At 73.4% G+C, this 12,258-nt stretch carries 11 protein-coding genes; all 11 read right to left on the reverse strand.

The annotated features are described in order from the left end of the window. Positions 1-32: 32 nt before the first annotated feature. Positions 33-560, reverse strand: coding sequence for a hydrogenase maturation protease (locus ABZ490_RS02595; RefSeq protein ID WP_358983187.1), 528 nt, complete (start codon positions 558-560; stop codon positions 33-35). After that, positions 557-1,996 (reverse strand): hypothetical protein, encoded by a 1,440-nt coding sequence (locus ABZ490_RS02600; protein WP_358983189.1) that lies wholly within the window; start codon positions 1,994-1,996, stop codon positions 557-559. Before ABZ490_RS02600 ends, ABZ490_RS02595 begins: the two co-directional genes overlap by 4 nt. After that, on the reverse strand, positions 1,993-2,697 hold the full coding sequence (locus ABZ490_RS02605; RefSeq protein ID WP_358983191.1) for a DUF6084 family protein: 705 nt from the start codon (positions 2,695-2,697) through the stop codon (positions 1,993-1,995). Before ABZ490_RS02605 ends, ABZ490_RS02600 begins: the two co-directional genes overlap by 4 nt. After that, the gene (locus tag ABZ490_RS02610) at positions 2,694-3,323 is read right to left on the reverse strand and encodes a DUF5947 family protein (protein ID WP_358983193.1); all 630 of its coding nucleotides are present in this window, start codon (positions 3,321-3,323) and stop codon (positions 2,694-2,696) included. Before ABZ490_RS02610 ends, ABZ490_RS02605 begins: the two co-directional genes overlap by 4 nt. Next, positions 3,320-3,847: a hypothetical protein gene (locus ABZ490_RS02615; protein ID WP_358983195.1), complete on the reverse strand. Its 528-nt coding sequence runs from the start codon at positions 3,845-3,847 to the stop codon at positions 3,320-3,322. The genes ABZ490_RS02610 and ABZ490_RS02615 overlap by 4 nt, the downstream gene beginning before the upstream one ends. Then, entirely contained in the window at positions 3,844-5,625 is a 1,782-nt protein-coding gene (locus ABZ490_RS02620) for a nickel-dependent hydrogenase large subunit (RefSeq protein WP_358983197.1), read from the reverse strand. The genes ABZ490_RS02615 and ABZ490_RS02620 overlap by 4 nt, the downstream gene beginning before the upstream one ends. Positions 5,626-5,716: 91 nt before the next feature. Further along, a complete protein-coding gene (locus ABZ490_RS02625; RefSeq protein WP_358983200.1) occupies positions 5,717-6,805 on the reverse strand; it encodes a hydrogenase expression protein HypE in 1,089 nt (362 codons plus the stop codon). Between the two features lie 49 nt (positions 6,806-6,854). Then, the gene (locus ABZ490_RS02630; protein WP_358983202.1) at positions 6,855-8,645 is read right to left on the reverse strand and encodes a hydrogenase maturation protein; all 1,791 of its coding nucleotides are present in this window, start codon (positions 8,643-8,645) and stop codon (positions 6,855-6,857) included. A gap of 496 nt (positions 8,646-9,141) precedes the next feature. Next, positions 9,142-9,399, reverse strand: a complete 258-nt coding sequence (locus ABZ490_RS02635) for a hypothetical protein (protein ID WP_358983204.1) — start codon at positions 9,397-9,399, stop codon at positions 9,142-9,144. Next, positions 9,386-9,643: a DUF6400 family protein gene (locus tag ABZ490_RS02640; protein ID WP_358983206.1), complete on the reverse strand. Its 258-nt coding sequence runs from the start codon at positions 9,641-9,643 to the stop codon at positions 9,386-9,388. Before ABZ490_RS02640 ends, ABZ490_RS02635 begins: the two co-directional genes overlap by 14 nt. Positions 9,644-9,706: 63 nt before the next feature. Beyond that, entirely contained in the window at positions 9,707-12,169 is a 2,463-nt protein-coding gene (locus tag ABZ490_RS02645; RefSeq protein WP_358983594.1) for a SpoIIE family protein phosphatase, read from the reverse strand. Between the last annotated feature and the right edge of the window lie 89 nt (positions 12,170-12,258).

Consider the following 12,258-nt stretch of genomic DNA (forward strand, 5'->3'; position numbering starts at 1 on the left):
ACCGATGACGATCTTCTTCATCCGTCTCTCCTTCATCTCGCCGGCGGAGCCTCGGCGGCCCCGGCCGGTGCCACGGACGGATCGCCGTCCCGCAGCAGCTCTTCGATCAGCCGTACGGCTTCGGGCACGGCGTCGGACACCGGCGGGCTGAGTCCGATGCCCTCCTCCACGGAGGCCGGTTCGCAGCCGACGATCACGGTGCGCCGGGGCGGGTGTCCGCCGGTGCCGGCGCAGAGGGTGTCCAGCAGGGCCAGGACGGTGTCGGGGGTCATCCGGTGGCCGTCGATCGCGGGCACCGCGCCGGGGTCGGCGCCGGGACCGTCGTACTCGATGACGTAGAGCGTCCCCGGTGCCTCGCCGCGGGCCGTGGCGTCGACGAGGACGAGGGTGTCGTAACCGTCGAGGAGCCGGTAGGCGAGGTGCACCCCGCGGACGCCGATGTCGGCGACCTCGACGTGCTCCGGCAGCCGGGCCCCGGCGAGCCGGCGGGCGGTCTCGACGCCGAAGCCGTCGTCGCCGAGGAAGATGTTGCCGATGCCGGCCACGAGGGTGCGGGTCATGGTCCGGCCTCCAGCGGTACGACCTCGTCGGGCTGGAAGTAGAGATAGCGGCCCTGTGCGCGGCGGATGTCGGCGCCGGGGTCGCCGTCGACGGTGACGGCGAGGTGCACGGCGCCGTCGACGTCGTGCAGCACGGCCTCGACGGTCGCGGCCCGGCCGTGCAGGAACAGGTCCTGGGCGTCGGTGTGCCGCAGTCCGGGCCGCAGTTCGACGCGGCTGCCCTTGCCGACGGGCCGGTCGTCCACGACGACGGTGTCGTGGGCGGGGTCGAAGCCGGCGTCGGACGCCGGGTCCCACCAGGGGGTGTCGGGCCGGGTCACCCCGTGCTCGTCGGGGAAGCCGGAGAAAGCGGGTGAGCCGGGCGGTCCGGTCTCCCCGGTGACCTCGCGCAGGCCGCGCACGGCGCCGTGCAGGCGTTCCAGCACCTCGGCCGGCATCGAGTCCGCCAGGTCGATCACGGCGGCGGCCCGCGGGTCGGTGCCCCGGGCCTCGCGCTTCTCCTCGTCGGTGAGGGCGGCGGTGCGCAGCGCGAGGATCTCGTCGATCTCGGTGGCGTCGTACAGCGCCCCGGGGCTCTCCGGTGCGATGGCCGGGTGGTCCTCCAGGATGATCGGGGAGGACAGCACGAGGTCGGCGCTGCCGGGTTCACCGGCGAGGACGGGCCAGGTGTGCAGATTGCGGCAGGCGGCGACGGCGCCCCTGGCCCATTCCGGGGGATCGGTCATCGACAGGAACGATCCGGCGCTGAGGGCCATGAGGAGGTGGGTGGCGACCAGGGAGTGCGGCAGCGCCGCGTCCCGGTCGGCCGCCCGGCCCTCCGGGGGCACCCAGCCGCTGGTGTTCTCCACGACGGCGGTGAGCCGCACCGTCCGGTAGGGGCCGTCGAGTTCGCGGGCGGACAGCCGTACGCTCCCGTGGATCTCCTCGGACCGCCGGAGCAGCCGGCCGACGGTGCGGCCCTCGGCGTCCAGGACCGGTTCGGTGTCCTCGCGGGCCGGGAGCCGGAAGGGGCGCGTGACGCCGTCGCCGAGCAACTCCTCGACGGGTACGACGACTTCGACGCGTTCCTCGCCGCCCTCGTCCCAGGGCACCAGCACCCGGTCGTCGAGGCGGAGTTCGGCGACGGTGTCCCAGCCGCCGTCCGGCAGGGCCCGCTGCACGGTGCGCCGGCGGGCGTGCAGGAAGCGCACCTCGACGGAGAGCGTGGCGCCCTTCCTCGGTTCCATCAGGCACTCGGTGTGCTGGAAGTCGTACTCCTCGCACCCGGCGCCCCAGGCGGGCGGCACGAGCACCCCGAACTGCCAGCGCAGCCGGTTCTTGGCGGCGGAGGCGCGGTACGGGTAGAGCACATAGCCCTCGAAGAGGACGGCGTCGGCCACCTGCCGGGCGAGGGCGAAGCGCTCCTCGGTCCCGGGGGCGAACGCGGTCACGGTCACGGGTCGGTCCTCCCGGTCGGGGCGGTCAGCGCGCGCAGCGGGTCGCGGCTCTCGGTCCGGCCGGCGGCGCCGCCGTCGTCCTCGCGGTCGAGCAGTGCCTCGACGGTCGCCTCCCAGGACGGCAGGGCGTGCCGGGAGCGGTAGGCGAGGAGGGCGTCCATGGTGGCGCGGGGCAGCCGGATCCAGCCGCAGCCGGGGAAGTGCTGCTCGACCATCTCCCGCCAGACGGCGACCGGCATCCGGAAGGGCGCCTCGCGGTCCCAGGGGACGGGTTCGACGCGGAAGCCGCCGGAGCCGGTGAAGGCGGTGCCGGAGAACAGCATCAGCAGCGGGACCTCGCCGTCGGTGAGGGCGGCGAGATAGCGGGTGGCGGCGATGTCCAGGTCGTAGGTGCAGGGGACGACGAGGTCGGTCTCGGTCTCCCCGGTGAACGCGGTCACCATCAGCGGGACCTGGGCGAACTGGACCGGGTTGAGGGTGGTGCCCCAGCGGGAGCGTTCGCCGAACAGGTCCTTGACGCCGTCGGCCTCCCGGTCGCCGTAGCCGCGCCGGGCGGGTTCGATGCGGATCTGGCAGCGCAGCGCGAGGGCGTGCACGGGGGTGTCGCCGGACGCGGTGACGCGCAGCCGGAAGACGAGCGTCGGCCCGGCCGCGTACCGGTCGGCGCGTACGCCGGTGCAGGTGAAGGAGAACTCGGTCATGGGCGGCCCGCCTCCTCCAGGGGCCGGGCGCGGCGGGCCACGTCCGCGAAGAACGCGTCCAGCGCGGCGCGCGCCTCCCGGCCGCCGTCGAAGCCCTGCCACAACAGGCGCATCCGGCCGACCAGTTCGTAGCAGATGTCGATCGGGACGAGGTGGCAGTCGACGCGGTCGTCGGTGCGGCGCAGCAGCAGTGCCTCGACGTCGGGTTCGAGGAGGTCGGCGAGCCGGCTGCCGCCGAGGACCGCGGTCCAGGTGTCCGGGTCGAGTTCGCTCTCGGTGGCCCCGGCGGGGCTCGGGTAGAGGGCGACCAGCCGGTCGAGGGCGGCGTTGCGGAAGAAGAAGGCGACGCCGACCGGGATGCCGAGCGCCTCCCAGGCCCGCTCGTCGAGGCGGTGGCCGGGGTCGGCGAGGCAGCGGGCCGGGACCGCGCGGAAGCGGCCCGCGGTGGCGCCGGGCTGTTCCATCAGCACCGCGCAGGCCGTGCAGGCGCAGGCGAGGGACCGCCGTTCGGTGTCGACGAGATGGCGGTGGTCCTCGGGCACCTCGGCCGCGCACAGTTCGCACCGCTCCGGCTGCGGCGGACGTTCGGTGAGGAACCGCCGCAGCCCGGGGGTGGTCGTGCTCATCGCGCCCCCGTCGGTGCCGCGCCGATCTGCAGGAGGGTGGGTCCGGGGGGCGCGGTCTCCACGTCCACGGCCCTGACCTCGGGGGCGAGGCCGGCGAGCGCCGCCTCGGCGGCCCGCGCGGCGTCCTGGGCGGAGCCGCAGCCGCAGCCGCCGCCCGCCCGGGCGCGCAGCCGCAGGGTGCCGCTGTGCTCCTCGAAGCCCACCACCTCCAGGCGGTGGTCGCGGACCCCGTCGAGGGCGCGCGCGATCCGGGTGTCACGGTCCTCGGGGTGCAGGTCGTGCAGGACGAGCAGGCTCGCCACGAGGTCGTCGTCGAGCAGTTCGGCGAGGGGCTCGCCGGGTGCGGAGTCGAGCAGTTCGACGACGCGGGCGAGGCCGGTGCCGTAGAGGTCCATGAGGGAGCGGACGAGTTCCTCGGCCGCGGCGGCGCCCTCGCCGGTCGCGGCCAGCCGGTCCAGGACCTCCTCGATCCGGCGCCCGGTCCGCTCCGCCGTGACGGGGGGTGCGGTGGTCGGCGCGCTCATCCGCCCAGTCCGCTCAGCCCGGTGGGCACGTGCATCGACTTCACGGTCTTCCCGCCGCCGACGTACATGTGGACGCCGCAGGGCAGACAGGGGTCGAAGCTGCGGACGGCGCGCATGATGTCGATGCCCTTGAAGTTCTCCGGGGAGTTCTCCTCGAAGATCGGGGTGTTCTGCACGGCGTCCTCGTACGGGCCGGGGGTGCCGTAGGAGTCGCGGACGCTGGCGTTCCACGGGGTGGGCGGGTACGGGTGGTAGTTGGCGATCTTGCCGTCGCGGATCACCATGTGGTGGGAGAGGACCCCGCGGACGGCCTCGGTGAAGCCGCAGCCGATGCTCTCGTCCGGGACCTCGAACTTCTCCCAGGTCTGGGTGCGTCCGGCGCGGACCTCCTCGAGGCCCTTCTCCGCGCAGTGCAGGGCGACGGCGGCGGCGTAGGCCTGGAAGTAGGTGCGGGCGCGGTTGCGTTCCAGGGCGTTGGACCACTTCGGGATCTTCCACTCGAAGGTGGTCTCCGGCTTGGTCAGGGTGCGGGGCAGGTTGATGACGACGCTCTGCCCGGTGGCCTTGACGTACCCGATGTCGACGAGCCCGGACAGCGCGGTGGACCACAGGCGGGCGATGGGGCCGCCGCCGGTGTCCAGGGCGAGGTGGTCCTTGCCGTCGTACCAGCGCGGGGACATCACCCAGCTGTACTTGTCGTCGAAGTTCCGCTTCTGCGGGGCGGGGATGGTGTGCTGGTTCCAGGGGTGGCGCGGGTCGACCGGATTGCCGAGCGGGTCGTGGGTGACGAACTGCTCCTGGCCCTGCCAGTCCTCGTAGTAGGAGCTGCCCAGCAGGATGCGGATGCCGAGGTTGATCGCGGTGAGGTCGTTGGTGACGAGCTTGCCGTCGACGACGATGCCGGGGGTGACGAACATCCGCCGGCCCCAGTCGGTCATGTTGGCGTAGGTGAAGTCGCAGTGCTCGGGGTCGTTGAGGGCGCCCCAGCAGCCGAGCAGGACGCGCCGGCGGCCGACCTCCTCGTAGCCGGGCAGGGCCTCGTAGAAGAAGTCGAAGAGGTCGTCGTGGAGCGGGACGACCCGCTTCATGAACTCGACGTACCGCATGAGGCGGCTCAGGTAGTCGGTGAACAGCTGCACGGAGGCGACCGTGCCGACACCGCCCGGGTAGAGCGTGGAGGGGTGCACATGGCGGCCCTCCATCAGACAGAACATCTCACGCGTGTACCGGCTGACCTGGAGGGCCTCGCGGTAGAACTCGCCCTCCAGCGGGTTGAGCGAGCGCATGATGTCGGCGATGGTGCGGTAGCCGTGCTCGGCGGCGTGCGGGGCCTCGGTGCGCTCGGCGAGTTCGAGGACGCCGGGGTTGGTCTCCTTGACCATCTTCTCGCAGTAGTCGACCCCGACCAGGTTCTCCTGGAAGATGTTGTGGTCGAACATGTACTCCGCGGACTCGCCGAGGTTGATGATCCACTCACCGAGGTGCGGCGGCTTCACGCCGTACGCCATGTTCTGCGCGTACACCGAGCAGGTGGCGTGGTTGTCGCCGCAGATGCCGCAGATGCGGCTGGTGATGAAGTGGGCGTCGCGGGGGTCCTTGCCGCGCATGAAGACGCTGTAGCCGCGGAACACCGACGAGGTGCTGTAACACTCCGCGACCCGCTTCTGCTTGAAGTCGATCTTCGTGTGGATGCCCAGGCTGCCCACGATCCGGGTGATCGGGTCCCAGGACATCTCCACCAGACCGGTGCCGTCTCCGGCCGCCTTCGTCCTTGCCATGGTCGTTGCCGTGCCCTTCGTTGCGCGGGAGGTTCGGGTGTGGGGTGCACGAAGCAGAAGCGGGTCACGCGGGGTCAGCTGCGGGAGGGCGTCACCAGGGCGGCCGGTAGCCGGTGGTGATCTTCTCGCCGCTCCGGCGCCACTTGGGCTCCTTGTCCACCGTCTTCGCGGTGATGTCCCGCAGCCTGCGGATCACGGCGCCGTACGCGCCGCTGGCCGTGCTGGAGACCTTGGCCCCGGGGGGTTCGTCCATGAACGGCATGAACTTGTCGGGGAAGCCGGGCATCGTGCAGGCGATGCAGATGCCGCCGACGTTCGGGCAGCCGCCGACGCCGTTCATCCAGCCGCGCTTGGGCACGTTGCACTTGACGACCGGGCCCCAGCAGCCGATCTTGACCAGGCACTTCGGCGAGTCGTACGTCGTCGCGAACTCGCCCTGCTCGTAGTAGCCGGCCCGGTCGCAGCCCTCGTGCACGGTCGCCCCGAACAGCCAGGTCGGACGCAGCTTGTCGTCCAGCGGGATCATCGGCGCGGACCCGGCGGCCTGGTAGAGCAGGTAGGTGAGGGTCTCGGCGAAGTTGTCGGGCTGGATGGGGCAGCCCGGGACGCACACGATCGGGATGCCGGCGTGGGACTTCCAGTCCCAGCCCAGGTAGTCCGGGACGCCCATGGCGCCGGTCGGGTTGCCGGCCATCGCGTGGATGCCGCCGTACGTGGCGCAGGTGCCGATGGCGACGACGGCGAGGGCCTTGGGCGCGAGGCGGTCGATCCACTCGCTGGTGGTGATGGGCTGGCCGGTCTCGGGGTTGTCGCCGAAGCCGCACCAGTAGCCCTCGGGCTTGATCGCCTCGTTGGGGATGGAGCCCTCGACGACCAGCACGAACGGGTCGAGTTCGCCCCGCTCCCCCTTGAAGAACCACTCGATGAACGTGTCGGCGCCGCCGACCGGGCCGCACTCGAAGTCGATGAGCGGCCAGTGCACCTGGATCTTCGGCAGGCCGGGCAGCACTCCGAGGACGATCTCCTCGATGCTGGGCTGCATGGCCGCGGTCAGGGCGACCGAGTCGCCGTCGCAGCTCAGCCCGGCGTTGATCCACAGGACGTGGATCGTGGGCGTCTCTTCGGCGGGCGCGCCTGTGGCGTCCGCAGCGCCGACCGTGTTCGGCGTCGCCTGGCTCATGGGGACCGCCTCCTGGGGAGGTGAGGGACAAAGGCCGACATTTCGACCATCAGGATCCTTCGTACCAGCGGTTCGGCCCGGGTGAGACACCATCGGGGGCCATTCCGGTGACGTCCGCGGCAGAGGGGTTCGGTCCGGTGTGCGCAACCGGGGCGAGATGCGGCGGGGTACGGGCGGGGCGCTTCTTGTGCACGAACGCCCGGCGCAGGGCGTGGTAGGGGGCGTCCGGGTCGTCGAAGGTCTCCCGCATGCGGGCGAGCTCCCGGTCCCGGAAGCCGGAGAGCGGGGTCAGGCTCTGGAGCCGGTCCAGTTCCGCCTTCTTCCCGGTGATCCGGGCCGCCGTCGCGGGCAGCGCGGCCAGCCGGGCGGCGAGGGCACCGACCTCGGGGGCGAACGCCTCCGGGGCGCGGTCGACGACCCGGTCGACGAGCCCGAGGCGGCGGGCGCCGGCCGCGCTCACCGGGAGGGCCTCGCTCATGAGCCGGGCGGCTGCGGCGCGGCCGGCCCGGCGCGGGAGGGTGTGGGTCCAGTACTCCGAGCCGTACAGGCCCATCAGGCGGTAGTGGGGGTTCAGCACGGCGCCGGAGCGGCACCAGACCTCGTCGGCGGCGAGGGCGAGCATCACGCCGCCCGCGGCCGCGTTGCCCGCGACGGCCGCGACGGTCAGGCGGTCCGTGGTCGTCAGGACCGCTTCGACCAGGTCGTCGATGGCGTTGATGTTGGCCCAGGACTCGGCGGCCGGGTCGGCGGCGGCCTCGATGACGTTGAGGTGGATGCCGTTGGAGAAGAAGTCGCGGGCGCCGCCCAGCACCAGCACCGTGGTGGGCCGGTCGCAGGCCTCCCGGTAGGCGTCGAGCAGGCGCCGGCACTGCCCGGTGCTCATGGCGCCGCCGGGGAAGGCGAAGGACAGGAAGCCCACGGTCCCCTCCTCCCGGTAGCGGATGTCCGTCCAGCCGCGCTCCCGGGCGTCGGGCAGCCGGGGCGGGGTGCGGTCGGGCAGCGGCGGCAGCCGGTCGCCGAGGGCGAGCACGGCGGGCAGCTTGAAGGTGGGCGGCGCCCCGCGCAGCCGCCGCAGCCTCAGCTCGGGGATCCACACGGCGCCGTCGGCGGTGGCCCGGCAGATCGCCCCGGCGCGGGTGGCCAGCAGCTCGCCGGGGCGGCCGCGCAGCCGGTCCTCGGGGTGGCCGCCGTGCAGGTACCACTCCTCGCCGAACAGCACGTCGAGCACACCGGGCTGGGAGTCCGCGGCCCGCAGCTTGCGCAGCACGGTCCGGGTGGCGTCCTCGGCCCAGTCGATCCGCCGGACGCCCTGGTCGAGATAGGGGCGCGTCCGCAGCCGGGGGTCGGCCGTGCCCGCCCGGTCCTGCCGCAGCGGTACGTACGTCCCGCCGGCGAAGCGGTCCACGGCGAGCAGGACGGCCCCGAGCGCGGCGTCGGCGATCTCACCCCGGTACAGGTCGCTCTTGGCCACCTCGGGGACGGGGCAGGGCACGCAGGCCCAGACGTCCCCGGCGTCCATCTCCGCGTCGGCCCGCAGGACGGTGACGCCCCAGGTGTCGAAGCCCTCGTGGATCGCCCAGTCCAGGGAGGACGGTCCGCGGTCGCCGACGGGGCCGGGGTGGACGACGAGACAGGGGTACGCCCTCCACACCTCCTCGGGGATCGCCGTGCGCAGCATCGGCGCGAGGACGAGGTGCGGTGCGTGGCGCCGTACGGCGTCCGCCAACGAGGCGTCGGGCAGGGCGAGTTCGACCGCCACCATGTGGCCGCGGTCGCGCAGCTCGGCGTGGACGCGCTGGGTGAGGCTGTTGAACGCGCTGGCTACGAGCAGGATGTGCACGACTGCCTCCGGGCGGACGGGCGGCAGGCGGGGATGACCGCCGGGGCGATCCTCCGTCAGGTCCGTCCGCCGCCCCCGGCGACAGACGGCCGGGTCATCCGAAAGCGGACGCGGCTCGGCCGTCCGGGCTCACGGATGTCACAGCCGGGACCGGACGCGGGGGCGTCGGGCGTGGTGGCGTTGGCGGCCGTGGGGGGGCGTCGGGCGTGGCGGCGTTGGCGGCCGTGGGGGGTGCGGCCGTGCGGCGGGGGGCGACGCACCTGGCGTGCCCCTGCGCGCGTCGCGGGGCGCGGCCGTGCAGGGGGTGCGACGTACTCGGCGTGCTTCCGCGCGGCGCGAGGTGCGGCCGTGCGACGTACTCGGCGTGCTCCCGCGCGAGGTGTCATCCCTGTGTGTGGGTCGCAGCGCGTCACGGGCGCGCCGTCCGACGGGACCCGCGTCCCCCTAGCGCGGCGGACGGAGCCGGTGCTGTTTGCGCCGCGCCGGGGGCCCGGATTCAGTCGCGGCGCAGGCCGCTGGTGATGCGCTCCCAGGGGGTGCGGGTGGCGCCGAAGTGGGTCTCGTGGTCCCAGACGTGGGTGCACGACGGGCACTGGAGGTGGAGCAGGCTGCCGACGTTGGAGAGCAGATAGCGCCAGTGCGTGGCACAGGTGCGGCGCTCCGCGCAGGTGGCGCAGCCCTGGTGGTCGTTGCAGCGGGGGCAGGCCACCCAGGCGCGGCGGCCGGGGTCGGCCTGCGGGTCAAGCGGCAGCATGCCCGTCTCCCCTGGGAGGGAGCACCCCCGCCGCGACGAGTTCGTCGTGGATGCGCTGCTGCTCGGGGCTGAGGCCGGAGTAGAGCAGTGCGTACGCCGCCTCCTCGCCGCGCAGCGCCTCCACCGGGTCCCAGTCGGCGCCGAGGGCGTCCATGACGTGGGCCCGCCGGAGCATTTCGTGCGCGCTCAGGTCGACGGACCAGTCGAACGGTGCGCCGGATGGGGTGGGGCCGTGGTGGGACATGTCTTCGAACGTAGGGAAGCGTTCCTCGCTCGGGCAAGAGCAGGTGGGGGATGTCACAGCAGGTCAGCGGCCGATCTCCTGCTCGGCCCAGATGATCTTTCCTTCGCCCGTGTAGCGGGATCCCCACCGGTGGGCGAGCTGGGCCACCAGGAACAGTCCGCGGCCCCCCTCGTCCAGGCTGCGGGCGTGCCGGAGCCGTGGAGCGGTGCTGCTGGCGTCGGAGACCTCGCAGGTCAGCCGGGTGTCGCGGAGCAGCCGCAGCCGGATGGGCGGGGTCGCGTAGCGCACGGCGTTGGTGACCAGCTCGCTGACGATGAGTTCCGAGGTCGTCGCCAGGTCCGCCAGTCCCCAGGCCTCGACCTGGCGGGTCGCCCGGGCCCGTACGTCGGCGACGGCGGCCGGGTCGGCGGGCACGTCGAAGGAGACGACCTGGTCGGGGCCCAGGCCGTGGGTGCGGGCCAGCAGCAGGGCGATGTCGTCGGGCTGCGGCACGGGCACCAGCCGCCGTACCGCCGAGGTGCACAGGGTGGCGAGGTCGGCGTCGGACCCGGCGAGCAGGGCGCCGAGCCGTTCCATGCCCCGCTCCATGTCCTGGTCGGAGCCTTCCACCAGACCGTCGGTGAAGAGGCCGATCAGGCTGTTCTCGGCGAGTTCGATCTCGGTCGCCTCGAACGCCATGCCGCCGAGGCCGAGCGGAGGTCCGGCGGGCGGTTCCGGGAAGGACACCTGCCCGTCGGGGGTGACGACGACGGGGGGCGGATGCCCGGCGCGGGCCATCCGGCAGCGCCGGGTGACCGGGTCGTAGACGGCGTAGAGGCAGGTGGCGCCGAGGAACGCGGTCGTGCCCTGCGCGGGCGACGCGTCGTCGGTGCGGTCCGCGCTCAGCCGGAGCACCAGGTCGTCCAGGTGGGCCAGCAGCTCCTCGGGAGGCATGTCCATGTCGGCGAGGGTCTGGACCGCCGTGCGCAGCCGGCCCATGGTCGCGGCGGCGGTGATGCCGTGCCCCACCACGTCGCCGACGACGAGGCCCACCCGGGCCCCGGACAGCGGGATCACGTCGAACCAGTCGCCGCCCACCCCGTCGCTGGGGTCGGCCGGCAGATAGCCGGAGGCCACCTCCAGCGCGGTGCCGCCCGAGAGGGCGTCGGGCAGCAGGCTGCGCTGGAGGGTGACGGCGGCGGTGTGCTCCCGGGTGTAGCGGCGGGCGTTGTCGACGCACAGCGCCGCCCGCGCGACCAGTTCCCGGGCAAGCAGGACGTCGTCGGGTCCGAAGGACACGGGGTTGACCGAGCGGATGAACGTGGTGAGGCCGAGCGCGGTGTGCCGGGCCCGCATCGGCACGGAGATCAGCGAGTGCAGTCCGAACGCGCGGATGGTCGCCGCCCTCGCGGGCTGCCGGCTGGTCCACAGCTCGTCGGCGGGGTCGAGGACGGGGATGAGGATCGGCTCGCCGTCGATGAGGAGGTGCGCGTCGTGCGGCGGGGGCAGGAAGTCCACCCGGTCGCCGACCTGGGCCACGGCCTCCGGGCAGCCTTCGCGGACCGAACGCATCCCGGCGCGGCGCATCGCGGGCCGCGCGGGCGCCGGGCCCGCGTCCGTCAGCCACGCGCCGTGGCCCTCGGTGCTGAGCACCGGCTCCAGGAGGTCGACGACGACGAAGTCCGCGAAGCGCGGGACGGCGAAGTCGGCGAGTTCCTGGGCCGTGCGCAGCACGTCGAGGGTGGTGCCCACCCGGGTGCCGGCCTCGTTGACCAGCGACAGCAGCCGGCGGGCCGTCCACCGGTCGGTGACGTCCTGGACCATGTAGCAGACGCCGGTGACGGAGCCCTCGGAGTCGACCAGGGGGAAGAAGGACGTGGAGTAGGCGCGCCGGCGGTGCGGGTCGGCCCAGCTCCACCCCAGGTACTCGTGGTCGGTGACCGGGGTCCCGGACTCCAGGACCTGGCGCATCAGGCCTTCGAGGGTGGTGGCCTGGAGGCCGGGCAGCAGCTCGCTGAGCCGGTGTCCGAGCCGCTGTTCCCGGGGCACCCCGCCGAGGCGTTCCAGGGTGTCGTTGAGCCACACGTAGCGCAGCTGGAGGTCCATCACCGCCATCCCGACCGGGGAGCGGGTGAGGAATCCGTCGAGGACGGACTGGCCGACCGTCCAGTACGGGCTGCGCAGGCGGGCGGAGAGCAGGAAGCACTCGTCCTCGCCGATCCGGAAGGACGCGGAGACCCGCAGGTCCACGTCGAGGGCGCGGCCGTCGTGGTGCCGTACGGACAGTTGGCCGCTCCAGCCCATGCCCGCGCGGCAGTGCGCGGCGACGCCGGCCACCCGGGCCGGGTCCCCCGGGGTCGCCACGAGCCGCGCGGCGGAGCGGCCCACCACGTCCGCCGCCGGGCGGCCGAGCAGGGCCGCGGCACCCCGCGTCCAGCCGACCACGACACCGTCCGCCCGCACGACCGCCGCCGCGTCGCTCGACGCGTCGAGGAGATCACCCGGCGGTGCCGCAGCGGTGCCGGGCGCTTCTCGCGCAGCGTCCATGGCATCTCGCGCAGAGTCCATCGAGCCATCCTTTACACGACCCATGGTGCTGCCTGTCCGGCGGATGCGCACGGTCGCGTTCCGCGCGG

Source organism: Streptomyces sp. NPDC005811, assembly GCF_040630405.1.
In the GTDB taxonomy this organism is placed as follows: Bacteria; Actinomycetota; Actinomycetes; order Streptomycetales; family Streptomycetaceae; genus Streptomyces.